Genomic DNA, 26,323 nt, shown 5'->3' with positions numbered 1-26,323 from the left:
AGTATGGCACAATATCGAATACAACCGCTCACGCTCACGCTGGGCCATTTATATCCAGATCAACTAAATTTATATGGAGATAGAGGAAATATATTAACCCTGCGTAGACGTTGTCAATTGCGGGGTATTGAACTACGTGTGGTGGGACTGGGAGTAGGTGACGCACTGGCTCCAGATGAATATGATATGCTATTTATTGGTGGAGGACAGGATAAGGAACAGGCTCCCGTAGCGCAAGATCTTTATGAAATGAAAGGCATTGGCCTGTGGGCCGCCATCGAAGATGACATGCCTGTTCTGGCAGTATGTGGAGGCTTCCAGCTCCTTGCTCATTACTATCGTCCAGCCGAAGGCCCCGATATGCGCGGCCTGGGCGTATTCGATGCATGGACCGAGCACAAAGGAGCACAGGTAGCACGATGTATAGGCGATATTGCCCTGCGTTGGAATGAACAAACACTCGTAGGCTTTGAAAACCATGGAGGTCGCACCTACTTAGGAACGGCCAGGCCATTGGGGAAGGTACTCAAGGGGTATGGCAACAACGCCGAAGATCAAACCGAAGGCGCCATTTACCGCAATGCTTATGGAACCTATCTCCATGGCTCTCTTTTACCTAAAAATCCTCATTTTGCAGATCATTTAATTGAGCTAGCCCTTCAGCGTAAATATGGGCTTCAAGCGGATGAAGAACCTCAAGTATTCAATGGAGATCATGCTAGTGTTGCCTCTGAAAATGGTTCGACTGTGTTAGAATTACAAAAAACAAATGTGTTGCCACTACTTACACCATTGGAAGACTCGTTAGAATGGGAGGCACACGCCTCTATACTTGAGCGTCTAGGATTGTATAGTGAGGCTGCGGCAGTCTTGCGCACTCACAAACGCTAATTCGCAGGTTTAACTGATGGGGAATATGCTATGAGTTTTGATCGGTCAATGGCTCGCTGCTCATTCTGTGGTCGTCACTCATCCGATGTACGACGCATGATCGCTGGCCCTGGAGCAGCCTACATCTGCGACGACTGTCTACAGTTGTGTAATGATATTCTCCGTGATCCAGCACCATTTTCACCTAAGGCGCTGGAACTGGCATCGCGTCCTCCCGTAGTCGTTGCGGCACCACCCCTGGGACAAGAACGCACAGAAAACGCCGGTTCGCGTGAGCCCTTGCGTACGGTCACCCTGGAACTCGAACAGAAGCAACAGGGCATGACATTGATTTTGCATCGCATTCTTTATTATCAAGATTTCTTTGAGATTCAATATCTATGGATTCGACCACCATTTACAGCGGGCTTCGCCTTTGTACCGCGCATCATTTTTTTCCTCAAAGATAATACGGGGACCCAATGGACCGGCGATCGTGGCGGCATGATCCTGGCCCGGCCAGACCTGGCCAGCGGCCCCAATAACGCAGTCTATCAGGGGACAGCCCGTTTTCGTCCTCGCCCAGCCACGGAAGCCAATACACTAACGATTCGTGCCGCAGACCCATTGGGACAATTTGAAGCCCTGCCACCCCAGCCATGGCAATTTGAAATTACGCTCTCATAATAAACGCAAACGCAATTAAGCCTCCTGTCATAGAAATTGACAGGAGGCTTAACTTATGGCCATTTTCAGCGCTTAACGAGTCAGGGCTTTTATTCTTGTGCTGGAACCAACAATCCGTACCCACCATTCTCCAGCTTATACATTACGTTCACGCTATTGGTCTCTTCATTAAAGAATGGATAGAACGAGTTTCCACTTTTCTCCATCTGCTCAATTACTTCATCATCGGTCATAGGCTTCGTAGGCAGACGGCGAATTTCGAGCACTTTAGACCAGATCTGCTCATTGTGCTCATCAGCCACCGATGCTGAGGACACATCAGTATCTTCATATTCTTCATCAAGTGATGAAAGCACACCGGCGCGAGAAAGAGATAAGATTTTAATGGGGGTGGCATGTTGGCGCCGCTTCGTCTGACGGTCTTTTTGACGTCCAAGCTGCGCAACAACCTTATCAAGAACCAGATCGAGGGCCGCGCTTGCACTTAAAGCGCTGACCTCGCTATGAATAGCATGGGCATTGCCGGCCAACGAAAGATTCACACAGTAACGATCACTGGCACTGCGCGTCTGCTCTTCCGAGACAGTTACCTCTACGCGCGAATCTTCATTAAGCCAGCGTGAGAGGCGCTGAACCTTGCGCTCAATCCGTTGGCGCAATTGTGGGGTAACCTGCATCTGTCTGCTTTTAATAATAACTTGCATAGTTCGCTCTCTTTCCAATCCAACAACACAGCGTAACGAACAAAGCAGATGACTCTTCGCTGAAAAAGCGGGTACAGTCACCATTATATCACCATTCCACAAACGTAGGGGCGCATCCGAGGCCGATAGAGCGTAAACACACCCAAAATACCTTTTATGCGCATCACAGAGCTATCACAAAATATATTTATGGGTAAAAACACCAACATTGACAAGCAAAAAGAGAGAATTCGGTAGCCATGTAATTTCTCGTTCGCTAAAACAGGTAGCCAGCACGTTTTTTTTCGTATGAAAAAGGTGTTATATAAAAGTACATTTGCACAGATCAAACAGGCCAGAATATTAACAATGTTTAATCCTTTGCTGCATCAAGTTCATAAAATGTTCATACAATGATGGTATGATAGTAGTATCTTTTAAGGTCACGTTGACATGTATAGATTTGTGGAAGGGTACGTGGTTCATGACAGAGATACCTAGCGATCAGCATATCACCTATCAGTTACAATATCGTAAGTGTGGGAAGGCATCGTGTAGCACCTGCCGCAACGGTCAAGGGCATGGACCCTACTGGTATGCTTACTGGCGCCAGGGGTCACGTTTGCGTTCAGGTTACATCGGGAAGGTGCATCCGCATTTTCAGAAGAATCAGACGCCGGTCGCAGCAGAAAGCAGGAATGTCGCGCCGACCATCAATTCAGAGGAATATGTAGCGGCCACTGCTTCAGCCGCACTCATATAGAATAAAGCCACTGCCTCCAACAGGCTATATATATGATAGAATGTTCCTAAATTATATTCAGAGCAAGGATTTGGGGACCAGGGATGAAATGTCCTTTTTGTGGAGGCACAGAGTCACGAGTTAAAGACTCTCGTGATATTGGAGACGCTATTCACAGGCGTCGGGAATGCGAACAGTGTAAAGGTCGCTTTAGCACCTATGAACGGGTCGAAAAATTTTCTTTGATGGTAATCAAGCAAGACCAGAGGCGCGAAGCATTTGATCGTCAAAAGCTCTATGTTGGCATTCGCAAAGCCTGTGAAAAACGTCCCTTACCGGCGGGGGAGATCGAAAAAGCAGTTGAAGAGATCGAGCAAGAGCTCTACCGCTTTGGGAAGCAAGAGATACCCAGCAATGTCATCGGAGAACTTGTCATGGAACATTTACGACGGATGGATAAGATCGCCTATATTCGCTTTGCCAGCGTCTATCGATCCTTTGGAGATGTCGAGACAATGTTTGAAGAGATCCAAAAATTGCTAAATCGAGAGAAACCAGACTCCGACAGCCTCAATCATTTAACAGTCAGCGATAACCTGGACGACCTGGATACTTATCATCCAGACGATTTATAAGCCAGGAAATTCGCGCTCGCTACAAAAAAAGAGTATCCCTTGTGGACAGAGCATGGCTCTGTAGCGGAATACTCTTCTTTTTCCTACCTGAAAACTATTCTGGGCGTGTATTTTCGGCTTTGCGCAAACGGCGGCTCAAAACGACCAGTAATTTCAGCGCCACATCTGGATGATTGCGCAAAAAGGTGCGGAACTCCCAGACGGGTACCAACAAGGCCTTCACATCATCAACCGCGGTCACGGTAGCAGAGCGGGGTAAATCATCCAGTAGAGACATCTCTCCCAGCACATTCCCCGCACCTAGCTCTCCTAAATCCTCCGCGTGCCCACCCTCTTTGGTCTTTGAAATACGCACAGTCCCGCTTGTAATGATATAAAGGCCGACGCCGCTATCTCCCTGGTTAATCAGGGTCGCACCAGCATTGTACGAGCGTTCCTGGCAACTTTTCGCAAGGGCCTGAAGTTCTTTTTTATCTAAGGCGGAGAAAAGATCTACCTGTGCAAGAGCGTCTTCATACATAATAAGAACTGCCTTTCAAAAAATACTAAACGTCCAGCTGCTCTGCGCGTAGTGTACGCAATAAGAGATGTGAGCATCCCAGCAAAAACAGTGGCTAATGCAAAAGCATATGCATATAGCTATCGCTATAACATTCTCTGCCATTATAACACTACCAGGCTGCTCTGTCTGTATTTTTTTTGCCAGCTTGTGTTAGAGTTTTTTGACTTTCGAAAGCCAAGGAATATACAATGGAGCAAGAACTCAAAGCAATCACAACATGAACGCTCAATCAAACATGAGTGTAAGGAATATATCGTTATGACGACATCAGAAAACGAAAAGAAAGAAAAAGATCGCCAACAGGCTGAAAAGCGCTTGCAAAATGGCTTTACGGCCTATAATGATGGGAAATTAGATCAGGCTACAGAGGCCTTTGGGGATGCAGAGATCCGTTTCCGCCTGAGCGGCGACTTCAAGCAGGCCGGTGATTGCCGGGCCATGATCGCGGATATCCAGGAACAAAATAACGCACTGGAACAAGCAGTTAATAGTTATCAACGTGCCCTTAAGCACTATCAGGAGGCCGACCGTCCTTTACTGGTAGCATCCAGCTCGCTCTCGATGGGACATGTCGAGCGCCGCCTGGCCCACCTGGATCGTGCTCAGGACGCCTATCAAAATGCTCAGCAGATCTATCGTAAACAGCAAAATCTTAAAGGTCTGGGCAACGTAGAATTAGCCCTGGGGCATATTGAGCTGCAGCGCGCCAATACGAACTATGCAGCCGAACATTATCAGGATGCTATTCGCTACTTTAAAGAAGCGAATGAAACGACCAATGAGGCAGATGCCAGTCGCAGCCTGGCCGATATCCAGCGCTTAAGTCGGCAGTTTAGCGAGGCTGAAGCCGCTTATAAGCGAGCATTGGAAATCTATCAGCAGAGTGGCGATAACTATGGTATCGTGGATGCTCAGGTTGGCCTGGGATATATTTATATCGATCAGGAACGCCTGAATGAGGCCACCACCCTGCTGGCTGATGCCCTCAACAGGGCCGGGCTGATCGAATACGAACTGGGACAGGCAGACGCAAATCTAGGTCTGGCAGAGATCAACTTCCTGCAATCTCAGATCGATCAGGCGCTGATCGCTGCGCAATCCGCGCTCCAAACCTACAGCGATCAACACAACGCGTTGGGTACAGCCAACGCGGGGCGTATCCTGGGCGAGATCAATCTACGGCGTGGTCAGCTCTCTTACGCCAACTCAATTATGGAGCGCTCATTGCGCACCTACCAGGCTGTCTCTTACCGCCTGGGACAGGCAGAGACAACGGTGGGCCTGGGATATATTCAATATCGCCGAGGATTTTTGAGCCGCGCCAAGAAAACCCTGGAAGATGGACTGAAACAGGGCCATACCCTCAACAATCCAGTGGTCGAAAACCGCGCCCTGCTGGGTCTGGGCTATGTACATAAACAACAAGGAGAGCTGGGGCCGGCCAAAAATATCTTTACAGACGCCCATGATCTGGCCGAAAAAGCGGACAGCTCTATTGGCAAGCCAACCCTGGCCGCGGCCGAAATAGGTCTGGCACGCCTGGCCATTTTAAGCGGTAATATGAAAGAGGCCGAAACCCTTCTGGAGACAGCTGAAGCGGCAGCCAGCGGCAATTCACAAAATTTACAAACCGGCCAACTGCTGCCCGAAATTTTAGCTGTACGCGGCCAACTGCGCCTGGCCGAGGGAGACTTTACAGAAGCCGAGGCACTATATAGCAGTGCCCACAATCAGGCTGAAGCCCTACAACAACCAGAAATAGCGGTTGAAGCCCTGCTGGGTCAGGCCCAGGCCCGACTATCGCGAGGCGAGTTGGAGGCCGCCCTCAACACATTCTACGAAACCGGGCGCCAATTCCAGCTACTTGAAAACACAGATGGCGATGGCCTGGCCGTACTCGGCGTCGCCCAGGTTCATATTGGACAACAACAATGGGACGAGGCATTAGAGAATTGCGAAGCCGCGTTGGTACGCTTCAGGCAGTCCGATGACCAGACAAATGAGGCAGATGCATTCCTGACCCGCGGCCTCACCTATCGCTCAAAAGAAGAACTGGATACCGCCCTCAACGATTTTGAGCAGGCCCTGCGCCAGTATCATCAGCAGCGACGCCCGCTGGGAGTTGCCGATACACGCTTCGCACGGGGAGCCATCTTCTTACTGCGTGGAGACTTCGCCCGCGCCCGCGACGAGCAGAGCAAAGCCATCATCCAGGTTGAACGTGTTATGAATAGCATCAATTCTCCTGAGAGGTGGGGGACATTCCTGCGTCAATATGCGGAGCAGTATGCGGAGACCGCCATCACAGATTTACGCCAGAATAATGATGCCCAGGCCCACAGCTTGCTACAAAACTTCGTACAAATTGCAGGGGCAAAGGAGGTCAAGCAGCATCTTCAAACCTATGAGGAAGCTATTCCAGTTGGAGGAGAAGAGCTCTCGGCCGACGAGGTACAGATCAATACCGACCTTGTCAAACGTTTAACCCAACTACGTCGTACTTTATAATAAGGCAGAAATATTGCTATCAATGATATACTAGAAGGCGTGTCGCGTGCCCCCTGCAGGGCTAACAAACGAGAGCACATTCCTTCCAGGGAGAACACGGGTAGCAGCTAAAAACCTGTGAAAAACAAATACAACCAGGCAAGGGCGAGCTTGATTGCCTCGCCTTATGCCCTGAAAGTTGAAGGGACACTTCGTTATGGGTATACAATTCTTACGTGGAAATCCACAAGCCCCTAAAGGGCATGCTATTTTCATAGCAAGAAGTAGAAGCAACTCACGGGTTGTCTATAGTACCTATTGTCTCGTACCACCAATACCCATGTCTATCGCGAAGTATCTACCTCCGCTCTTTGCCGCTCAGATTTCGTCAGAAGAACTACAGGGCGCTGAGAGTATCGCTGGCATGCCCATTCCCCCATGCTAGAAGAAGGAATGAGCCTTGAGCAGTTAGAAACACTGGCAGAACGCCGCGAGGACGATCTCTGCGATATAGGTTCTACCTCTTCCGAAGAAGTAGAACGTATGCAAATGGCCACCATGTGTAGCCAGGAATATGCGCAGCTATACGCAAATTATATTTCTCAAGCAGGCCAGATAGACAAAGCTCCTGCAACAACAGCGATTCCTGAAGCAACCCCGATCGATGAACTGGATGCAGAAGAACTCTTATTGCAAACATTATCTGAACGGCAAAAACTGGCAGAAGTGGGAAAGTTGGTCGGCATGGCACGCTATGCACTGGAAGGACACGATACCAACCTCCTCCAGGATACAAAACGGCGTATAGAGCGCCTTGCTCGCTCTTTGCCAGAAAAATATCGTGGCACAGAGATCGCCAGGGCAGCCACCGCTCCCAATGAGCGCGGGGCTAAATTGGCGGAGCTTTATTTGAGCCGAGCTTACAAGTTACTGGATGAAGAATACGCAGAAATTCCCGGCATAGAAAATGCGATTCGCGAACTAAAAGAAGAATAGCATCACTATGCATGTTCTTATAAATACGTACTTACATATGTAGGAGTCATATATGGCTGCAGTAGAACTGAGAGTGGATCTCTCAACGCTGATTGACGCAGTAATCAGCGGAGATAATACCCGCATTATTTCAAGCGCCCGAAGCTTGTTGGAACAAGAACGCAACGCCGATGTATTACTCGGCCGGATCGGTATGCTGGCCACCAAAGGTGATCCAGAAGGTCATGTCAGTATTACTATCGCGGCAGCGGCAATGCTGGCGCGATTTCTACGTGCGCGTCCAGCGCCATTGGACACAGAGGTTCCGCCACAAACACGCTCCCTGCCGCTGTTTGCGCGCGCCCTGATCACCGCGGCGCCAGCGGTTCGGAATGGACAGAACGCGACATATGAGAAGCCACAGCCACTCTTCCCAAGTGCCTTTCTGGATGAGAATAAGAGCGTCAACGAAGTACTAAACCAGGCAATCCAGCAGAACGATGCCCTGCTGACTGAACGCATCCTGCTAGGTTTATATGGAACGGGTGCCGACTATCGTACCCTGCAAGTACGAACCTATGAAGCCATCTCAACCACGTTCGCCAATGGCGGACACGCATTGATTGATGCCGTACGTGGTTTCCAGTTACTGGATGCAGTCGAATGGGGAGAATATGTTCCCACCTTGCTGCACTGGCTGGCTCCCCACCTGCCCATTCAACCCAATAAGCCAGAAGCGGCCTGGATTGAGCCCGTGCGTGGATTTATCGCCGATCCAAAGCATAGCATCGCCAGCATACGCACACGTCTCTCGGCCCCAAAAATGCAAACGCACTACCATTGCAGCAGATCATCCTTAGCAATGCAGAGACCACTGAGGTCTGTCAGAGCGTCTATGACGCTTTGATCAAGGGAGAAGCCCATCCCCGTGCCGTAGCGGCCGTTATCGCCCTGGCAGCAGCAGAAATCGTACAAAAAGTAGGGGACGAAGATCGGGATCTATTTATACGTGCCTCGCATGGTCTGCTGTATGCCTCAGCAGCCCACAACGTCTTCAGCCAGGTGCAGGACGAGGAAGTATATAATCTGATCTTCACAACCGCTGCTTATATCAATGTCCTTAATAAAGAGCTGTCCTCACAGGCTCAGGGAACGTCCCAACCCGCCGCTGCGCCCGCCGCATCGACAACAGTTGGTGGTGGCTTGATCGCAGTCAACCAGTTGGAAACCTTAGAGGCCCAATTGAAAGAGAAAGACCTGCGCGGAGCCTTCCATACAGCCCAGCGCTATCTAAAACTGGGACATGATGCACGGGCACTCTTCGGTACCATCAGCCTGGTGGCAGCCTTGAATGATACAACGATCGATCAGGGCCATTCACTACAAATCGTGCAGGCCGCAGGTGAAGAATTCATCAGTTGGCCGAGAGATCTGGCAGGAACCGATATCGACAACTACCTGCATATTGCTTTACGCGCCGCTGCCCTGGGCAAACGCGACACACTCATTTCTCAATTATAGTAACTGATAAATGAGTAGCCATGTACCTGTAAGGTTCTAGTGCCACTTCGGTACATGTACATTGACAACATACTGATGGAAATGCCGCTCGCTTGCAGGTAACGCCTCGATTGAGTGGCATATGCTGGAAATGCAAAGCTCAAAGCAGTGGTATCTCGGGTAAGAGATGCCACTGCTTATGTCTTGTTTATACACCATGTTGGTCTATGGTATTGAGCGTAACCGGCTTCCCTGAGATATATTGTTGTAATCAAACACATACTCCCCATCTCATGGCACAGATACATGGATATTACTGATGCACTTGAAGGAAGAAGGCCTCTATGCCTATCGAAAGCACATATTATAGTAAACGCGGGCCCAAAGCGCTACATGTTCTTTTAGTGCTTGGCTGCCTGATCCCCCTTGTGCTGGCTGCCTGTAGCAATCCATTTGGAGGGGATAATAACACGACTACCAGGCAACTAACAAAAGCGCCACGCGACAAACAGACCTATAGCGCTCCCCTGGTAGGAATTACAGATTTCGACACGCTAGATCCCGCCCTGGCTCATGATCCGGCCTCGATCCAGGCGATCCAAATGATGTATACGGGACTGGTCCAGCTTGACGACAAGTTACAGGTGCAACCACAACTGGCCCAATCCTGGCAACAGCAAAGCGACGGCGTTACCTGGACCTTTAAATTAAGGCCACACCTCACATTTAGTGATGGCACCCCTCTCACCTCGGCAGATGTCGCCTACAGTCTCAATCGTGCCCTTCAGCCAGCCACAAAATCAACGGTGGCACCTATTTACTTGCGCTTGATTAAAGATTCGGATCAACTACTGGCAGGGCGCATCTCTACCCTCTTAAACGATAGTATCCTGACGCCAGACCCGCAGACGGTAGTGATTGTTACCAACAAACAGGCGGCATATTTTCTATCTATGCTCACCTACACCTGTGCTTATGTAGTAGAAAAAAAACTGATTGATGAATATCAGGGCAGCTTTACCGATCATTTAAATGAGGGCGGCGGCGCTGGCCCATTTAAAGTAGGGACATATACCCATCGCGCGCGCATCGACTTTGTACCCAACGCCCACTACTACAGCCATCAACCACAGCTACAAAAAGTTTCCTACATCTTTTATCATACCGCCCAGGAAGCTTACCAGGCCTACGCAAATAACCAGATAGACATGACAGGTGTACCATTAAGTACGCTGGCCAATGATAGGAAGCGCCAGGACTATCATCAGGTGCCTCAGCTCTGGATCAATTATTATACGATGAACTATCTGACCAAACCTTTCGATAATATCCACATTCGTCAGGCCTTCGCACTGGCCATTGATAAGACAGCCATTGCCAGGGATGTGTGGAAAGACACCGTTATAGCAACCAACCATATCATACCGTCCGGTATGCCCGGCTATAATCCACAGGTGACTGGACCCGATGGCACCAGCAATTTAAAGGGTAACCTGAAGAAGGCCCAGGCATTGCTGCAACAAGGATTACAGGAAGAGAAAATAAGCTCGGTTGCCGGGCTCCCACCTATCCAACTAACCTATGTCTCGGGTGTGGATAGCTTCGATCAAGAAGTAAAAGCGCTGGTCAAGACCTGGCAACAGGCACTCAACATTCAGGTTACGTTAAATCCAGTCGATTACAATACGCTGCTTGATAAGGTCACGGGAGCCACTGGTAATGCCAATGGTATCCAGATGTGGGGATTGGCCTGGGTAGGAGAATATCCTGATCCGCAGGACTGGCTCTCCCAGCAATTCGCCAAAGGATCAATCAACAATAATCTCAATTACGGCCAGAATACCAGTACCACCGCAGCCCAACAGCAGCTCTTACAGCAAAAACTTGGAGAGGCCGATGCCAATCGCAACGCTACTGAGCGCCTGCAAAGCTATCAACAAGCCGAGCAACAACTCATCAATGATGTCGCCTGGCTACCAATGGAACAGGTAACCGAGACCTTTTTACGTAATCCCAACATTATTGGCATCACAGATAACGCCCAGGGCAATATTGCGCCTGATGACTGGGCGCATATCTACCGCGTCCAATAACCTGCTCCTCTATACCTTTGTATCACGATTGGTGGGTATGCGCCTCAGGGCGCATACCCACCAATCAGCATAAATCCACGCGCGCGCCGCATATGTGAGATTTCAGATTAAGAACTTGCCCATAGTGGTCGATAAATAAAAATAGGAAATACGCTCCCTTACTCTCTTTTTTAAGGTCTCCCGTCTTACCAGATTCAAGCACTTTTCTTTTTCTCTATTTTAATTAGTCAATTTGTGTGAGATTTGTCTAAGGTCCGACGTAATTACTATACAAAGACCAATAATCACAGATATTTACACTGATGAGATAGCCATTTATTTCTAGGCTGGCATCTCATAATGAGCACTGTGAATGGTTAATGTATGCATGATCATGGAAGATCATCTTTTCAAGAGTAGAATGAAAAGTATTCCATGAGAAGGGAAAAGTATTTTGCAGGCGCCATCAAATCCAATCTATATATCACTACAATTTGATGGTAAATGTAAATTGACAGCTTCCCAATCAATCATCTTTATTCCTTAACGTGACAAGGAGAAGTCTTCATGCGATCGACAAAGAAATCGGCCTTTGGGATTATTGCAACCATGCTAATCCTGATGGCAACCGTGCTGAGCGCCTGTGGTGGCGGCAGTACAACTGGTACAACCACCCCTAACAGTGGTGGCAAAGCGCCAGCAGACAAGCAGGTATTTAACTGGCCTCTAGTAGGCATTGCGGACATTAAAACGTTCGATCCTGCTATGGCTACCACCCAGACATCTTTGCAGGCCATTAACATGGTCTTCACCGGACTTGTCTCTCTGGACAATGACCAGAAAGTCGTTCCCGAACTGGCCGATAGCTGGACAACTACAGATAAGGGTCTGACATGGACATTTAAACTGAAACCCAACCTGAAGTTCAGCGATGGTACCCCATTAACATCAACTGATGTGGTTTATAGCCTGGACCGCGCTCTGCAGCCTGACCTTGGTTCTCCAGCTTCTCCTAGCTACCTGAACCTGATCAAAGACTCAGACAAATTGCTGGCCGGCAAAATCAAAACCATCATTGGCGATAGTGTGTTGGCTCCTGATCCAAGCACGGTTGTCATTAAAATCACCCAGCCTGTTGGCTACTTCCTGGCAACCCTCACCTACTCGACCGCTTATGTGGTAGAGAAAAAGCTGATTGATAAATACGGCAACAAAAACTTCACAGACCATCTGACCGAGGGTGGCGGCTCCGGTCCTTTCAAAGTCCAAGAGTATACTCATGGCAAACGCATCGTCTTTGTACCGAATGATAACTACGTCAAAGCCAAACCAATCATCAAAGTTGTCAGCACCTTCTACAAAGATGCCGCAACCACCTACCAGGCCTACAAAAATGGCCAGGTTGATCAGGCCGCTGTTCCAACCGACTACCTGAGTGAGCAGCAGAACAGCCCAGAGTATCATAAGGTTCCAGTTCTCTCCATCTTCTACTATGGTTTGAACTTCCTGGCTAAACCATTCGACAACCTCAACATTCGTAAGGCTTTCGCGCTGGCCCTGAACAAAGAAGAGATGATCAAAGTCGTCTACAAGAATGTTGAAGTCGCAACCAACCACATCGTTCCAAGTGGTATGCCTGGCTACAACCAGAACCTCAAAGGACCTGATGGCACAACCAGCACAGCCGGTAACCCAACCCTGGCCAAGCAGTTGTTCACCAAGGGTCTGCAAGAAGAAGGTTATGCCAATGCTGCCGCACTGCCAAAGATTAAATTCCAGTATGCCAGTGGTAGTGCCGACACAGAAAAAGAGATCGCAGTCGCCGTCCAGCAGTGGAAAGACGTGCTGGGCGCCACCGTTGAGGCTACCCCAACCGACTTCGAAACATTGAGTGCTTCTCTACCTAAGACTGTTGGCAACAGTAGCGTGCAGATGTTCGAAAGTGGCTGGGGCGATGACTATCCTGATCCACAGGACTTCCTGACCCTGCAGTTCTCCAATGGTTCCCCCAATAATCAGACAAACTGGGGCCAGAACAAAGCGGCTGACGCTGCTACTCAGGTCCAGGTACAGAACGCATTAAATGCTGCTGATGTTGAGCAGGACGCCACCAAGCGCATGCAGGCTTACAACGACGCTGAGCAGACTCTGGTCAACGACGTTGCCTGGTTGCCAATCTTCCAGCTGGCTCGCTCCCGCGTACTGAAAAGCTACGTCGTGGGTCGTACCTTCAATGCTGGTGATTTCACCCCACCATTCGTGTGGTCTTCAGTCTACATCGCTAACCACTAAGAAATTAGTGCTACTGTAGCAGGGCAAAAGTAGCTTCGGCATCAATGTTCCGCTACAGTAGGCAGGGATAATGAACGGGAAACCGCTCATTATCCCTGCTCATATTCGGTCCCAAAGTATGAAGAAATAGAATCAAATTTAAAGTATACGTAAATGGATTGTTGTAGGGTATAAATACTTACTATCAGGGGCATGGCCAACAGGATACATATTGTAGCCAATTACCTTGACAATAATAGCGCCCTCACATAAAATAGCAAAAAATCAGCTCATGTATCGATCATCTGTTGTCAACATACTTCAATGGATATCTACCGAAAGGTGCCTCGCGTGGATAGATCCATCAGGCAGCGGAATAAAGCATACACGAGCAACCGTCCCTTACAGTTCTCTTTGATGAGACGACAAGAAACATTTGGCGTGCAAAACCGAAGTATTGTGACCCAATCCAGAGTATATTTTTTGATTCTATCATTGTATACCTTGTGTCCGTTTCTTACGCACGACCATTGTTACCCCCCAGGTGTTCGACAAGGGAGTAGAAGGTTCAAGATGGCTCAATTTCTAGTTAAAAGGCTCATTGGCCTTGTCTTTGTCCTTGTGGGCGTGACTTTTATCACGTTCATCATTGGATATGCCGCACCAGGCGATCCAATCCAGGAAATGCTCGGGAACCATTTCAATGCATTGCAGTATGCACGTCTCAAGCATGAATACGGTCTCGATCTACCTTTGCTTCAACAGTATTTTAACTACGTGATCCGGCTCTTACATGGCGACCTGGGTACATCTTTCCAGACAGCCAACCGCCCGGTCTGGGACATTTTGAAGGATGGAGTTCCCACATCGGTTGAACTTGGTTTGTGGGGATTAATTGTACAGTTGGTAATTGGAATTCCACTGGGAATTCTGGCGGCCCTCAAATCAGGTACCTGGGTCGACACTACCAGCATGGGTATCGCTATTTTCTTGTTTTCCGTACCCTCCTTCATTCTGGCCTCTCTTTTCCAGGTAACCATTGTGTATCTCCACATCTCGTTTGGGCTCAGTTGGCCGGTAGCTGGCTGGGGAAATACATGGCAATATACCCCATCGGACCTGCAATATAAGATTGGCCCGATCATCGTCTACGCAGCCATTGGCCTGGCATATTTCGCCCGCCTTACGCGCACAAGTACGTTAGAAGTGCTGCGCCAGGACTATATTCGTACCGCACGCGCGAAAGGCCTCAAAGAGCGAATCGTCGTTTACCGTCATGCGATGCGCAATGCCTTGATCCCGATTATCACAGTCCTGGGAGTCAGCCTCGGCTTCCTGGTGACAGGTGCTTTCTTTACCGAGAATGTCTTTAACATCAATGGTATTGGCTATATCACTATCCAATCCATCACCACGCGTGACTATCCAGTTATTCAGGCAACGACGGTGCTGCTGGCGACAGGTGTGGTACTCGGCAACCTCATATCTGATCTGCTCTATACAGCCGTAGATCCTCGCATTAAGGTTTCATAGGAGAAGAAATGGATACACATGATCAAAAAGCGGAAACAAATGCGCCTGGGTTTATAGCTCCAAGTTCAAATGTTGCTCAGCCTGAGTGGGAATTGCAGACGTTGCCTGGTCATCCAGAAGGCGAGGGGGCACCGTTTATTCCCGAAGAGGCAATCATTGCTGAGACCGCTCCAATCGTCAATCGTAAGGACCAGAAGGCCCGCACGCCGTTTCAGGAGTCACTCAGACGCTTTCGGCGTGATAAGCGAGCGATGATCAGCCTGGGTATTATTATTTTCATGGTAGTGATATCCTTGATTGGCCCCTTCATCTACCAACATATCGGGGGTCCATACAAAGGGCCATTCAGTACCCAGGCGATCGGCCCTGGAGTTTATCATACCTATGATCACCAGGAGCTCGACCGAACCCATGAATTGCCTTCAGCACAATACTGGCTGGGTACAGACGGCATCGGGCGCGATTTGTTAGCACGCCTGCTGCAGGGTATGCTCATCTCTATTGTGCTGGCCATCGTGGTTGAGATTGTGGATATTACGCTAGGTATCAGCATTGGTGTGCTGGCCGGTTACTATGGCGGCTGGATCGACCAATTGCTGGCCCGCATAGCAGACCTGCTATTCGCCTTCCCAGGCCTCCTATTCGTCATCCTGCTTGCCGGTATTCTGGGTACCTGGGCCGACGATCATCTCACCTCGATCCCTATTGTAGGGCCCAACGGAAACGCTCGCCTGCTGCTTGTCTCACTGGGGCTGGCCTTCACCGCATGGCCATTAATGGCCCGCTACGTTCGCGGTCAAACCCTACAATTGCGTGAGCAACAATTTATTGAGGCCGCTAAGACCGCAGGCACCAAAGACATCACCATCCTGGTCCGCCACATCGTTCCCAACCTGTTCAGTATCGTGATGGTTGCCTCAACCTTGAACATCTCGGGAACAATCGTAGGCGAGGCAGGCATCAGCTATCTTGGCCTTGGCGTACAACCACCGGGATCCAGTATCGGTCTGATGATCGCCCAGGCCTCACAGTCGCTGACGGCCTATCCATGGGAGCTTTTAGTCCCATCCTTGACACTTGTCATCATCGTGCTATCATTCTCATTTATAGGTGATGGATTGCGCGACGCTTTCGATCCTCATTCAAAAGACTAATTAGTAAGTGGAGATAGATATATGGCAGCAAACTTGCTGGAAGTCAATAATTTAAAGACCTACTTCTACACGAGAGGAGGCGTGGTCAAAGCCGTCGATGATGTCTCGTTCATCATGAAGCCAGGTCAAACCCTGGGTGTGGTAGGTGAGAGCGGAAGCGGCAAAAGCGTCACTGCCCTGTCAGTTATGCGTTTGATCGCGACCCCACCCGGAAAAATCGCTGGCGGCGAGATTCTCTTCAACGGAGAAAATATTTTGGATAAGAGTCGGGATGAGCTGACCGAATTGCGCGGTAGCAAAATTTCCATGATCTTCCAGGATCCTATGACCTCGCTCAACCCGGTATTTACGGTTGGTTATCAGATCGCTGAGACAGTTAAGCGGCATCGCAAAGATGTCAGTAACGACCAGGCATGGCGCCGCGCCGTCGAAATGCTCGACCTGGTGCGTATCCCTGATGCCAAGAGACGCGCGAAGAACTATCCCCACGAATTTAGTGGTGGTATGCGCCAGCGTGTGATGATCGCTATTGCTCTGGCCTGTAACCCTCAACTGTTGATCGCCGACGAGCCAACCACCGCTCTCGACGTAACCATCCAGGCTCAGGTACTCGAGCTGATGAAGGGTCTGTCGCAAGAGTTTGGCACCGCAGTGATGATGATTACCCACGACCTGGGTGTTGTGGCTGGAACATGTCAATACGTCAATGTTATGTATGCGGGACACATCGTCGAGTCGGCTCCAGTCAAACAGATCTTTGAGACGCCCGCCCACCCTTATACAGTGGGTCTCCTGCAATCGATCCCGCGCGTCGACGACGTCCGTGGTGCAAGGCTTACCCCTATTGCTGGTCAGCCACCCGACATGGTGAACATCCCCAAAGGATGCCCATACGCCATGCGTTGTCCGAAAGTACAGGCTCGCTGTCGTCAAGAGAGACCAGAGCTTCAACTCGTTGGTCGTGGCGAACAGACTGCAGCATGCTTCTATCCAAACTAGCATAAGAGGTAAACTATGGTACAAGAAGTTCAGACGCCCAAGGCGACAGGAACCACACTCGTTGATGTCAAAGGACTCAAAGTCCATTTTCCGGTTAAAGGTGGCATTTTAGGTCGCACCGTAGCCCAGGTAAAAGCGGTCGATGGTGTTGATCTCTTCATCCGCCGCGGTGAGACACTTGGTCTGGTAGGTGAAAGCGGTTGTGGTAAATCAACCACTGGCCGCGCCATTCTCCAGTTGATCAAGCCAACCGCAGGCACCGTCAAACTGGATGGTGTCGAGCTGACCACGCTCCCAGCCGGTGAAATCCGCCGTAAACGCGCTGAGATGCAGATGGTGTTCCAGGATCCTTATAGCTCCCTGGACCCACGTTATACGATCGGGCAAATTATTTCGGAGCCATTGGAAAACTTTAATCGGGGCAACGCCAAAGCGATTCAAGAAGAAGTGGCCCATTTGATGGAGACGGTCGGACTCAATCCATTCTATGTCAATCGTTTCGCTCATGAGTTCAGTGGTGGCCAGCGCCAACGTATCGGTATTGCCCGCGCCCTGGCCCTGCATCCATCATTTGTGGTAGCAGACGAGCCGGTTTCGGCGCTGGACGTCTCGATCCAGGCACAGGTATTGAACCTCTTGCAGGACCTGCAAGGTAAATTCGGCCTGACCTACCTGTTCGTGGCCCACAACCTGTCGGTTGTGAAACACATCAGTGATCGTGTCGCGGTAGTTACCTGGGTCGTGTAGTTGAATTAGCGAAGAGCGAAAGCCTGTATGAGACACCATTGCATCCATACACCCAGGCATTGCTCTCAGCTATTCCTGTGCCAGATCCTGAGGTAGAATTACGCCGTAAGCGCATCATCCTGGAAGGTGACGTGCCCAGCCCGGTCAATCCTCCCAGTGGCTGTAACTTCCATCCTCGCTGCTGGAAAGCACAAGCGATCTGTCGTGAAGTCATTCCGGTACTGGAAGAGAAGCAGTCCAACCACTACGCAGCCTGCCATTTCCCTGGTTAGTCGCTGAATAGAGGAAAAGAAAGCAAGAATAAAGCGTCTAGACGGTGGTACGCCGCTCTAGACGCTTTATTCTTGCTAATAATCTGATACGCGCCACCAGATGGTGGACGTCAAATGGTTTCACGACATAGTCATCCGTTCCTGCTTGAAAACCCGCCACCTTGTCCTGCAAGGTCGCCATCGAGGTCAACAACATAATCGGAAGTTGTCGCAGTGAAGGTATACTACGCACGTGGCGGCATAGATCTAAGCCACTCTCCTGCCCTACCACGACCTCAGAGATCAGAATATCGGGCCGTGATAAGGAGAGAGACTGTTTAGCCTCAGGAACAGACCCGACACATTGTACTGTAAATTCGCCACCCAGCGCTTGTTTTATCTTATCATGTATATGTGGATCACTATCCACAAAAAGAATATGTAACCTACGCACTACCTGTAGCTCACATGCGCGCTAGCGCTTTTAAATAAATAACAGATAAAAAAGAAACACATATTTTTTTGTTGATGCCAGACAACAAAGTTAGCATGTGCTTTTAAAAGATTTAAAGATGAATAATCATAGATACATGCTTCAAGCAGATTGTAGAAAGAGTCTGGCCAGTGCTCTCAAAATCAGCTCGAAGCTTATTTTACTGACTAGTCACGCTCTGCCTGGGTCTGTACCAGGGAGTCCGTACGGCGTTGGCGCTCGGCGGGTGTCAGGCGGAGCACACGTTCGATTGCTGCATTCAGAGCAGTTGGCTTAAAGGGCTTGGTGAGATACTCGTCTGCGCCTGAGAGCAAACCCGTCATCTGGTCTTCTTCGCGCGTCATGGCACTCAAAATGATCAGAGGAACGTTCGCGGTGCGCATGTCACCACGCAAACAACGCACTAATTGATACCCATCCATTTTGGGCATTTTGACATCAATGATGACGCAGTCTGGTTGCTCAACAAAAACACGCTCGAGGCCCTGGACCCCATCATATGCGACCACAACCTGGTACGAGCCCTGGAGATTCACCGCATATTTGATGAGCTCCACAATGGTCGGGTTGTCGTCGATAACCAATACCTTCTTGATTGCATTCACGCTGCTCATATGGCTGCCTCTCGTAAAGAGTCGCACAATGTACTGGTTACAGATTTCCAGAAAAAGAGTATCACACTTCTGGCATTGTAACACAGTTATGCTCTGCTGCCAACTTTCACCATTTTCTGTCCTAGATAGAGAGTTTTATACACAATTTCCTGCCATATGGCAGGAAATTTGCTGGATACACCTTTTCCTTTACGAGCATAGGTTTTCAGGGGCATTGGCCCTTTGACCCGGGTGGTGCCGCTCCTTGCATCCCCGCTTCATGTGGTAGAGTATAAGGAAAATGGAGGGAAAGCTCTGTTGATTGTGGGGCGTGCTACAATACAAGGGATGGCTATCTGTATCATGGATAAGGGGGATAGGCGATGCTTGAGCGCTATTCGCGACAAACTTTGTTTGGTCCGATTGGTAAAGCAGGACAGGAGCGACTTCAGAAGGCAACCGTGACGATTGTTGGCTGCGGAGCATTGGGAACGGTACTGGCCAATAATCTTTGCCGCGCGGGAGTGGGACATCTGGTGATCGCGGACCGCGATTATATTGAAATGAACAATTTACAACGACAGATCCTTTTTGATGAAGATGATGTAGCGCAACATATTCCCAAGGCAATTGCCGCCAAACAGAGGCTTTCGCGTATTAATAGCGAGGTTGAGGTGGAGGCCCTGGTGGATGACATTACGGCCGATGGTATTGAGTCCCTGGTGCAAGAAACCGATCTCATCCTGGATGCCACCGATAATTTTGAAACTCGTTATATCATTAATGATGCCTGTATTAAGCATCAGCGTCCCTGGATCTATAGCGGCGTGATAGCAGCCTATGGCGTTACGATGAATATCTTGCCCGGGCAGACCGCCTGCTTACGCTGTGCGTTTCCTGAACTCCCCCGCCTGGCAGTACACCAACCTGTGATACAGCAGGGGTACTCAATGGTATCGTAGGGGCAATCACCGGTATCGCTTCCACTGAGGCCCTGAAGATTCTGCTCAATAGCGATAAGATTAGCCGGGATATGACGTGGCTGGATCTGTGGGAAAATACGTTTGATCGAATCGAGTTGCCCCGCCAGCCCGATTGTCCGGCCTGCGGAGAACATCATTTTACGTTTCTGGAAGCGAGCGGTAACTCCAGCACCAGTCTGTGTGGTCGCAACGCCGTACAGGTACGCAACATTAAACGCGAGCAGCAGCAACCGCTGGATTTTTTGAACCTGGCTGAAAGGCTACGCGTCGTTGGTGAGGTCAACTATAATGCTTATTTATTGCGTTTTCAGGTTGACAGCTATGAATTAACCCTCTTTCCCGACGCCAGAGCAATCATTAAGGGAACAGATGATGAACAGGTAGCGCGTTCAATTTATGCCCGCTACATAGGAATGTAAAGGGGACCACGGGGGAGGCAAAGGGCCAGGCAAAAAAATGGCGCTTGTACTCCCCCCTCACACTTGTTATAATAACCCATGGTTCATCTCCTGTTTTTCTCTGGCATTGGCAATGAGATACGCAGAAGGTTGAATAAAACCCTCCCCGCACAAAACACAATCCTTCAAGCCTGAAAGGGAGAACATATATTACATGAATGAACATATACTTGTCTGCGTAGCCTGGCCGTACGCAAAAACCTCGACCCACGTTGGGCAGGTCGCCGGAGCATACCTTCCCGCTGATACATTTGCGCGCTATCACCGCATGGCCGGAAACCAGGTATTAATGGTTTCGGGCAGTGATGAGCATGGTACCCCCATCCTCGTTGAATCCGAGCGCCTGGGCATTACCCCACGCGAGTTTGTCGCCAACTATCACCGCCAGATCTGTGAAGTCTGGGATCAACTGGGCATGTCCTGGGATCTCTATACCGAGACCGGGACCGCCAACCATTATCGCATCACGCAAGATTTCTTTCTCACGCTTTACGATAAGGGATATATCTTTAAAGATAGTATGCAATCTGCTTTTTGTCCCACCGATCGCCGCTTCCTGCCAGATCGCTATGTAGAGGGCACCTGCCCACTGTGTGGCTATACAGGGGCCCGTGGTGACCAGTGCGATAATTGTGGTCACACGCTCGATCCAGTGGACCTGATCGACGCGAAGTGCCGTCTGTGTGGCAGTAAAAACAGTAAGTTAGAGATGCGCATGACCGAGCATTTCTTCCTGGATCTCCCTAAATTGCAAGAGCCACTACAGGCCTGGCTGGAAGAGAGCAAAGAGCATTGGCGCCCCAATACCCTGGCCTTTGCGATGAACTGGCTGAAAGAGGGGCTGCGTGCCCGCGCCATCACCCGTGACCTGGACTGGGGTGTTCCTATTCCGCTGGAAGGCTACGAGGATAAGCGTATCTATGTCTGGTTCGATGCCGTCATCGGTTACTTCTCGGCATCTGTAGAATGGGCCGAGAAACGCGGCACACCGGAAGCCTGGAAAAACTGGTGGGTGCCCGGCCTGACGGACCCCGCGGTCAAACCCTACTACTTCATTGGTAAAGATAACATTCCGTTCCACACCATCATCTGGCCCGCCATGCTACTGGGCTATGGCAATCGCAATCTGCCCTTTGACGTACCGGCCAATGAGTTTATGACCATGAGCGGCGCCAAGGCATCCAGTAGCCGCGGAAACGTCATCTGGACCAGGGATGTGTTGGAGAAGTACGGCGCCGATACCCTGCGCTATTATCTCTCGGCCACCGCGCCGGAAGGACGCGATACCGATTTCACCTTTGATGAAATGTTACGTCGCAATAATGACGAGCTGGTAGCGACCTACGGCAATGTCGTGCATCGTACCCTGACCTTCTTACAGAGCAAGTTTGGTGGAGTGGTACCGCAGCCACAGCCATTACGTGAGGCCGATAAAGAGATCCTGGCAGAGCTGGAACGTGGCTTTACAAAGGTTGGAGAACAGATCTCCCAATGCCATTTTAAAGAGGGCCTGAACTCAGCCATGATCGTTGCCCGGGCGGCCAATCGCTACCTGGATGAGCAGGCTCCATGGAAGCAGATTAAAGTGGATCGCGAGGCTGCTGGCACCACTATCTATGTGATGCTGCAAATTATCAGTGGGCTTCGTGTGCTCTTCAGTCCCTATCTGCCATTCTCGTCCCAGCAACTGCATGGCTACCTTGGCTTTGAGGGTGAGGTCAGCAAGCAGGGCTGGCAGCCAACAGAGATCCCTGCGGGGGCAACCCTGCCTAAGCCTGCTCCCCTCTTCCCCAAAATTGAAGAGCCGGTAGCTGCTGAAAAGTAGGGGGGCTGCTTCCCATGGTTATGGGAAGCAGGCTGTTGCTTTGCGGGCGCGCCAGCGCACGCCCTCATATTATTACGAGGTGGTGAAACAGGTGCTGCGCACCTGTTTCACCACCTCGTAATAATATGAGGGCGGGAAGGTTTATGACCAGGGGATGCCTATAACAAGGGGAGCTCCCTTAGGTTTGTAAACAGGGGTGTGTTTTGCTGTAGACAAGCAGGATACCGTCGCAGGGGCGGCAGTATCCTGCTTGTCTGGTTTATGATTCAGAAGTGGATGAGAGGCGTTTGCCCATAAAGATGGCCACTTCGTGGGAGAGTTCGCCGGGTGGGTAAAAGTGACGATTGATACTCCAGATTTCCAGGCCATTGCGTAAATAAAATTGAATGGCAGGGTAATTGGTATTCTGTGTCTCAAGTACAATTGCCCAGCATTTCTGCTTACGAGCCCAATCGGCGGCACAGCTGAGTAGTAGAGAGCCAACACCATAGCGCTGAAATTGGCGAGCCACAATCATATTTTGAATACGAACCACCGAGCGGTTATCCTCCACCATCAAGAAAATGCCGCCAACCACGTTCCCATCCACCAGGGCAACAAAGCCACCTTCCGTGGTTTGTAGAAGAGTTTTAATCTTCCCCAGAGAATTCTCACTGCCATGAAAATTTTTATAGAATGGTGGGTCAACCGCCGTTTCCACCAGTTCAAAGGCAAATGCAGTCCCGCCGCCTTCACCCGAATTTGTATGATTGTGAATAAGATGATTATGCACCTGCAGTGTATAAATGCGATCCGTTTCAAAATCAAAATCGAGTTCGTGCAGAGCAGGAGCATCGCTGACATGCACAGCACGCACTTCAATGTGATCCATGCAAATCCCTGCTTTCTTAGCTCTTATCTGTCAGCTTTAGCAACGCACATGACCAGAGCAGCCGCTCAGTCTTTGGAATTGACTTTATAGCCAGTGGACATCGCACCCAGCGCTGCTGCGCCGACGACACCCGAGAAATCGCCCAGCTTCGCACGGACAATCGGCGTTTTCTTAGCTGAGGCCGAGAGCGCCACGTTGCGGGCGCGATAAACGGCGGTTTCAAACAGCAAGTCAACCGCTTCAATAACACCACCACCCAGAATAATGCACTCTGGATTATAAAAGTTCATCACCGAGCCGAGCCCATAACCGAGGAAGTTAGCGGCCTCGGTCACAATTTCCGTGACCAGTTCATCTTTTTGCTGAATCGCGTTGGCGATGATGCCAGAACGAATAACTGTATCGCCCTCTTTTAATTGGCCCAGGGCGTCATCAGCCAGGATAGAGGAACGGCCATGGTGCATCTCAGCCAGAATTGCTTTAGTGATCGCGGTACGGGATGCATATGCCTCCAGGCAACCACGGGAGCCACAACCACAGATACGGCCGCCCGCCTGAATCGTCACGTGACCGACTTCGCCGGCGGTACCCGTCAAACCTGTATACATCTGACCATTTTGAACAATACCCGAGCCGATGCCGGTTCCAACGAAGATACACACAAAATTATTGTAGCCACGGCCAGCGCCATAAAGGTATTCTCCCATGGCGGCCACTTCAACATCATTACCAACGACGACAGGCAATCCAAAACGCTTATTTAAAATATTGCCCAGCGGCATATTACGGACACCAAGATTTGGCGCATCCAACACCACACCTGCTTTACGATCAATTTGCCCGGCCGCACCCACACCAATAGCTACTAACTCAGCGTCTTCGGGAAGCTTGGCCGCAGTTAGCGCGGCGGTTGCCAGCTCGATTGTGCGCTGCGATACAAAATCCTGACCACGCTCAGCGCGAGTACGCTTGCGCGCAGAAGCCACCACACTTCCATCGGAAAGATCAACCACTGCAGCGAGGGTCTTCGTGCCCCCCAGATCAATTCCCAGTGCATATGTCTTTGACTTTGGCATAGGATCTCACTTTCTAAACGGCAGGCTTAATCCAGGTTGAACATCCAGATCCATTCCGTGACGTTCGCCCAAACTCAAGTGGAAAAAAGCTGCACTCGCAATCATTGCGGCATTATCCGTACAAAAATCGATGGGTGGATAGCTCAGGCGAATACCAAGTGGCTGTAGCTCCTGGAGCATGCGTGCCCGCAGGCTGAGATTGGCAGCAACGCCGCCCGCGAGAATAACCTGCTTGACTTTATACTCCTGCGCGGCCATACGCGTCTTTACAGCCAGTACATCGACAATCGCCTCTTGAAAACCGGCCGCCAACAGAGCTACATCAGGAGCCCCTTCTTGCGCTGCCTGCTCCCCCATACGTGTATAACGCGTGTACTGGGTTGAAGGCTTCCCATCCTCATGTGTACGGACAGCGTCCGTAGCCCCTTCCGCCAGGTGCAACATCGCCGTCTTTACGCCGCTAAAGCTAAAATCATAGGTGCCACGCAGCCAGGCACGTGGCAAACGATAAACGCTACGTGCTTTCTTGACCGACTTTTTTTGCTGCACATAGGCATCTTCCGCCTGCTGAGCCATACGCTGAATGGCCGGCCCGCCAGGGTAGCCCAATCCCAGGACTCGCGAGACCTTATCTAAAGCTTCGCCAGCTGCATCATCCCTCGTGCGTCCAAGCAACTCATAATCGCCATGGTCACGCACCAGCACAATCTCACTATGGGCCCCAGAAATAACCAGGCAGATCAATGGGAACAAAGGATCGCCAGACTGGTGTCTCCATTCCTCTTCAGGGACAGGGGAAGCAGTAGCAGCATCTGACTGTGGGCGCAGCCAGTTGGCATAGAGATGGGCCTCCAGGTGGTTAACACCTAGAAAAGGCAACTCACGAGCCAGCGCGAGGGTCTTACCTACCGTCAGGCCAACCAGCAAAGAGCCAGCCAGCCCCGGCCCATAGGTTGCCGAGATCGCATCAATATCTTCCCAACGGCAAGACGCCTGCGCCAGAGCCGTCTCCACCACCGGAATAATGGCGGCAATCTGTTGCCGCGAGGCCACCTCAGGCACCACCCCACCATAGCGATTATGAATCTCAATCTGAGAGGCAACCACATTGGAAAGCAGATAACGGCCATCGCGCACAAGTGCGGCCCCAGTCTCATCACATGAACTTTCAATACCAAGTACAAGCATAAATTACATCCCCAGCAATGCGGCCGCGACCAGGAGAGACACCGGCCAATGCACTACTTCGCCTCCAACTTTTGTAATAACGCAGCCTTTAATGCTAAAAATTTTTGTTTATAGGCAGCAGAGTTGATCTCATCGGTCCACATAATTAAAGCATCTTCCTGGTTATCGCTATAATAACGATGGCGCACACCCGCTTCCTGAAAGCCATATTTACGATACAGATTCTGGGCAGTATGATTCGAAACGCGCACCTCTAAGGTAACCCATTTGGCCCCAATATTATATGAAATATCGATCAAGCTCACTAATAGCATCTCACCCAGACCGTGTCCCCGATAATCTGGATGCATAGCAATAGTTGTAATATGTGCCTCATCTACCATCAGCCAGAGGCCAGAAAAACCGATAATGGATGCAAGATCCGGCGATGGTGCAGTAACAGCAGGCCTGCTAGGTAGAAGTGAAAGCGGAAACGGGCGCGTCTTACGCGCTTTCTCCGGCTCAGCAGGAACCGAGCTCTGCTCTTCAAGGATATGCTTATCGCGTAACACGATATAGTGCGCCCACCGATTATCTTGTAGTTCCTTGCGATAGGCGCTCGGAGGCCACGTTGATGGATAGGCCAGACGCTCAATTTCAATGACGCGAGGCACGTCCGACATCGTCAT

22 protein-coding genes and 2 pseudogenes are annotated in these 26,323 nt (G+C 50.2%); 16 read left to right on the top strand and 8 right to left on the bottom strand.

Annotated elements, in window-relative coordinates; genetic code table 11:
* Nucleotides 1-3: 3 nt before the first annotated feature.
* Both EL645_RS20140 and EL645_RS20135 read left to right on the top strand, forming a co-directional pair.
* On the top strand, nucleotides 4-891 hold the full coding sequence (locus EL645_RS20140; protein WP_126552165.1) for a type 1 glutamine amidotransferase: 888 nt from the start codon (nucleotides 4-6) through the stop codon (nucleotides 889-891).
* A 30-nt stretch (nucleotides 892-921) separates the two neighbouring features.
* Nucleotides 922-1,557 (top strand): ClpX C4-type zinc finger protein, encoded by a 636-nt coding sequence (locus EL645_RS20135; RefSeq protein ID WP_126552164.1) that lies wholly within the window; start codon nucleotides 922-924, stop codon nucleotides 1,555-1,557.
* Between the two features lie 89 nt (nucleotides 1,558-1,646).
* On the opposite strand, the gene hpf is transcribed toward EL645_RS20135, so the two are convergent.
* Nucleotides 1,647-2,261 (bottom strand): ribosome hibernation-promoting factor, HPF/YfiA family, encoded by a 615-nt coding sequence (gene hpf, locus EL645_RS20130; RefSeq protein WP_161977522.1) that lies wholly within the window; start codon nucleotides 2,259-2,261, stop codon nucleotides 1,647-1,649.
* A gap of 463 nt (nucleotides 2,262-2,724) precedes the next feature.
* On the opposite strand from hpf, the gene EL645_RS20125 reads away from it, so the two are divergent.
* Together EL645_RS20125 and nrdR are read left to right on the top strand one after the other, a co-directional pair.
* Nucleotides 2,725-3,003 (top strand): DUF6788 family protein, encoded by a 279-nt coding sequence (locus tag EL645_RS20125; RefSeq protein WP_126552162.1) that lies wholly within the window; start codon nucleotides 2,725-2,727, stop codon nucleotides 3,001-3,003.
* 83 nt (nucleotides 3,004-3,086) lie between these two features.
* Nucleotides 3,087-3,617, top strand: a complete 531-nt coding sequence (gene nrdR / locus EL645_RS20120; RefSeq protein WP_126552161.1) for a transcriptional regulator NrdR — start codon at nucleotides 3,087-3,089, stop codon at nucleotides 3,615-3,617.
* 94 nt (nucleotides 3,618-3,711) lie between these two features.
* On the opposite strand, the gene EL645_RS20115 is transcribed toward nrdR, so the two are convergent.
* Nucleotides 3,712-4,137 (bottom strand): Crp/Fnr family transcriptional regulator, encoded by a 426-nt coding sequence (locus EL645_RS20115; protein WP_126552160.1) that lies wholly within the window; start codon nucleotides 4,135-4,137, stop codon nucleotides 3,712-3,714.
* 300 nt (nucleotides 4,138-4,437) lie between these two features.
* Here EL645_RS20115 and EL645_RS20110 point away from each other — a divergent pair, with 300 nt between their 5' ends.
* The 10 genes and pseudogenes from EL645_RS20110 to EL645_RS20065 all read left to right on the top strand — a co-directional run bounded on the left by EL645_RS20110 (nucleotide 4,438) and on the right by EL645_RS20065 (nucleotide 18,189).
* Nucleotides 4,438-6,687, top strand: a complete 2,250-nt coding sequence (locus EL645_RS20110) for a tetratricopeptide repeat protein (protein WP_126552159.1) — start codon at nucleotides 4,438-4,440, stop codon at nucleotides 6,685-6,687.
* Nucleotides 6,688-7,119: 432 nt separating this feature from the next.
* On the top strand, nucleotides 7,120-7,662 hold the full coding sequence (locus EL645_RS20105; protein WP_136625248.1) for a hypothetical protein: 543 nt from the start codon (nucleotides 7,120-7,122) through the stop codon (nucleotides 7,660-7,662).
* A gap of 52 nt (nucleotides 7,663-7,714) precedes the next feature.
* Nucleotides 7,715-8,548 carry a hypothetical protein gene (locus EL645_RS20100; RefSeq protein WP_126552157.1) on the top strand — a complete coding sequence of 278 codons (834 nt, stop codon included), beginning with the start codon at nucleotides 7,715-7,717 and terminating at the stop codon, nucleotides 8,546-8,548.
* On the top strand, nucleotides 8,545-9,162 hold the full coding sequence (locus tag EL645_RS20095) for a hypothetical protein (protein ID WP_161977521.1): 618 nt from the start codon (nucleotides 8,545-8,547) through the stop codon (nucleotides 9,160-9,162). The genes EL645_RS20100 and EL645_RS20095 overlap by 4 nt, the downstream gene beginning before the upstream one ends.
* A 323-nt stretch (nucleotides 9,163-9,485) precedes the next feature.
* On the top strand, nucleotides 9,486-11,234 hold the full coding sequence (locus tag EL645_RS20090) for a peptide ABC transporter substrate-binding protein (protein ID WP_126552155.1): 1,749 nt from the start codon (nucleotides 9,486-9,488) through the stop codon (nucleotides 11,232-11,234).
* Nucleotides 11,235-11,780: 546 nt separating this feature from the next.
* Nucleotides 11,781-13,505, top strand: a complete 1,725-nt coding sequence (locus tag EL645_RS20085; RefSeq protein WP_126552154.1) for a peptide ABC transporter substrate-binding protein — start codon at nucleotides 11,781-11,783, stop codon at nucleotides 13,503-13,505.
* Nucleotides 13,506-14,057: 552 nt separating this feature from the next.
* The gene (locus tag EL645_RS20080) at nucleotides 14,058-15,017 is read left to right on the top strand and encodes an ABC transporter permease (protein WP_126552153.1); all 960 of its coding nucleotides are present in this window, start codon (nucleotides 14,058-14,060) and stop codon (nucleotides 15,015-15,017) included.
* An 8-nt stretch (nucleotides 15,018-15,025) separates the two neighbouring features.
* Nucleotides 15,026-16,171: an ABC transporter permease gene (locus tag EL645_RS20075; protein ID WP_126552152.1), complete on the top strand. Its 1,146-nt coding sequence runs from the start codon at nucleotides 15,026-15,028 to the stop codon at nucleotides 16,169-16,171.
* 21 nt (nucleotides 16,172-16,192) lie between these two features.
* Nucleotides 16,193-17,170, top strand: a complete 978-nt coding sequence (locus EL645_RS20070) for an ABC transporter ATP-binding protein (RefSeq protein WP_126552151.1) — start codon at nucleotides 16,193-16,195, stop codon at nucleotides 17,168-17,170.
* Between the two features lie 15 nt (nucleotides 17,171-17,185).
* Nucleotides 17,186-18,189, top strand: a pseudogene (locus EL645_RS20065) (ABC transporter ATP-binding protein).
* Between the two features lie 37 nt (nucleotides 18,190-18,226).
* On the opposite strand, the gene EL645_RS20060 reads toward EL645_RS20065, so the two are convergent.
* Both EL645_RS20060 and EL645_RS20055 read right to left on the bottom strand, forming a co-directional pair.
* Nucleotides 18,227-18,622 carry a response regulator transcription factor gene (locus tag EL645_RS20060; RefSeq protein WP_126552150.1) on the bottom strand — a complete coding sequence of 132 codons (396 nt, stop codon included), beginning with the start codon at nucleotides 18,620-18,622 and terminating at the stop codon, nucleotides 18,227-18,229.
* Nucleotides 18,623-18,828: 206 nt separating this feature from the next.
* Nucleotides 18,829-19,275 (bottom strand): response regulator transcription factor, encoded by a 447-nt coding sequence (locus tag EL645_RS20055; RefSeq protein ID WP_126552149.1) that lies wholly within the window; start codon nucleotides 19,273-19,275, stop codon nucleotides 18,829-18,831.
* Nucleotides 19,276-19,637: 362 nt separating this feature from the next.
* On the opposite strand from EL645_RS20055, the pseudogene EL645_RS45580 reads away from it, so the two are divergent.
* Nucleotides 19,638-20,656: pseudogene (locus EL645_RS45580) on the top strand (ThiF family adenylyltransferase).
* 133 nt (nucleotides 20,657-20,789) lie between these two features.
* Entirely contained in the window at nucleotides 20,790-22,520 is a 1,731-nt protein-coding gene (gene metG / locus EL645_RS20045; protein ID WP_281276398.1) for a methionine--tRNA ligase, read from the top strand.
* 259 nt (nucleotides 22,521-22,779) lie between these two features.
* Here the strand turns inward: metG and EL645_RS20040 are convergent, their stop codons facing one another.
* The 4 genes from EL645_RS20040 to rimI all read right to left on the bottom strand — a co-directional run bounded on the left by EL645_RS20040 (nucleotide 22,780) and on the right by rimI (nucleotide 26,317).
* The gene (locus EL645_RS20040) at nucleotides 22,780-23,391 is read right to left on the bottom strand and encodes a GNAT family N-acetyltransferase (RefSeq protein WP_126552147.1); all 612 of its coding nucleotides are present in this window, start codon (nucleotides 23,389-23,391) and stop codon (nucleotides 22,780-22,782) included.
* A gap of 65 nt (nucleotides 23,392-23,456) precedes the next feature.
* Nucleotides 23,457-24,467, bottom strand: a complete 1,011-nt coding sequence (locus tag EL645_RS20035) for an ROK family protein (protein ID WP_126552146.1) — start codon at nucleotides 24,465-24,467, stop codon at nucleotides 23,457-23,459.
* A gap of 6 nt (nucleotides 24,468-24,473) precedes the next feature.
* Entirely contained in the window at nucleotides 24,474-25,655 is a 1,182-nt protein-coding gene (gene tsaD, locus EL645_RS20030; RefSeq protein ID WP_126552145.1) for a tRNA (adenosine(37)-N6)-threonylcarbamoyltransferase complex transferase subunit TsaD, read from the bottom strand.
* A gap of 53 nt (nucleotides 25,656-25,708) precedes the next feature.
* Nucleotides 25,709-26,317, bottom strand: coding sequence for a ribosomal protein S18-alanine N-acetyltransferase (gene rimI / locus EL645_RS20025; protein WP_218031935.1), 609 nt, complete (start codon nucleotides 26,315-26,317; stop codon nucleotides 25,709-25,711).
* Nucleotides 26,318-26,323: the final 6 nt, after the last annotated feature.

The organism is Dictyobacter kobayashii, assembly GCF_003967555.1.
Taxonomy (GTDB): Bacteria; Chloroflexota; Ktedonobacteria; order Ktedonobacterales; family Ktedonobacteraceae; genus Dictyobacter; species Dictyobacter kobayashii.
The sequence above is the reverse complement of the archived record's forward strand: the minus strand, read 5'-3'. Positions and strand labels throughout refer to the sequence as shown.

Coding starts and splice junctions, on each gene's coding strand:
- tsaD (WP_126552145.1), bottom strand. CDS start 25,655: ATGCTTGTACTTGGTATTGAAAGTTCATGTGATGAGACTGGGGCCGCA.
- EL645_RS20035 (WP_126552146.1), bottom strand. CDS start 24,467: ATGCCAAAGTCAAAGACATATGCACTGGGAATTGATCTGGGGGGCACG.
- hpf (WP_161977522.1), bottom strand. CDS start 2,261: ATGCAAGTTATTATTAAAAGCAGACAGATGCAGGTTACCCCACAATTG.
- EL645_RS20040 (WP_126552147.1), bottom strand. CDS start 23,391: ATGGATCACATTGAAGTGCGTGCTGTGCATGTCAGCGATGCTCCTGCT.
- EL645_RS20115 (WP_126552160.1), bottom strand. CDS start 4,137: ATGTATGAAGACGCTCTTGCACAGGTAGATCTTTTCTCCGCCTTAGAT.
- EL645_RS20070 (WP_126552151.1), top strand. CDS start 16,193: ATGGCAGCAAACTTGCTGGAAGTCAATAATTTAAAGACCTACTTCTAC.
- EL645_RS20085 (WP_126552154.1), top strand. CDS start 11,781: ATGCGATCGACAAAGAAATCGGCCTTTGGGATTATTGCAACCATGCTA.
- EL645_RS20105 (WP_136625248.1), top strand. CDS start 7,120: ATGAGCCTTGAGCAGTTAGAAACACTGGCAGAACGCCGCGAGGACGAT.
- EL645_RS20090 (WP_126552155.1), top strand. CDS start 9,486: ATGCCTATCGAAAGCACATATTATAGTAAACGCGGGCCCAAAGCGCTA.
- EL645_RS20075 (WP_126552152.1), top strand. CDS start 15,026: ATGGATACACATGATCAAAAAGCGGAAACAAATGCGCCTGGGTTTATA.
- EL645_RS20100 (WP_126552157.1), top strand. CDS start 7,715: ATGGCTGCAGTAGAACTGAGAGTGGATCTCTCAACGCTGATTGACGCA.
- EL645_RS20125 (WP_126552162.1), top strand. CDS start 2,725: ATGACAGAGATACCTAGCGATCAGCATATCACCTATCAGTTACAATAT.
- EL645_RS20080 (WP_126552153.1), top strand. CDS start 14,058: ATGGCTCAATTTCTAGTTAAAAGGCTCATTGGCCTTGTCTTTGTCCTT.
- nrdR (WP_126552161.1), top strand. CDS start 3,087: ATGAAATGTCCTTTTTGTGGAGGCACAGAGTCACGAGTTAAAGACTCT.
- EL645_RS20140 (WP_126552165.1), top strand. CDS start 4: ATGGCACAATATCGAATACAACCGCTCACGCTCACGCTGGGCCATTTA.
- EL645_RS20055 (WP_126552149.1), bottom strand. CDS start 19,275: ATGAGCAGCGTGAATGCAATCAAGAAGGTATTGGTTATCGACGACAAC.
- rimI (WP_218031935.1), bottom strand. CDS start 26,317: ATGTCGGACGTGCCTCGCGTCATTGAAATTGAGCGTCTGGCCTATCCA.
- EL645_RS20110 (WP_126552159.1), top strand. CDS start 4,438: ATGACGACATCAGAAAACGAAAAGAAAGAAAAAGATCGCCAACAGGCT.
- EL645_RS20135 (WP_126552164.1), top strand. CDS start 922: ATGAGTTTTGATCGGTCAATGGCTCGCTGCTCATTCTGTGGTCGTCAC.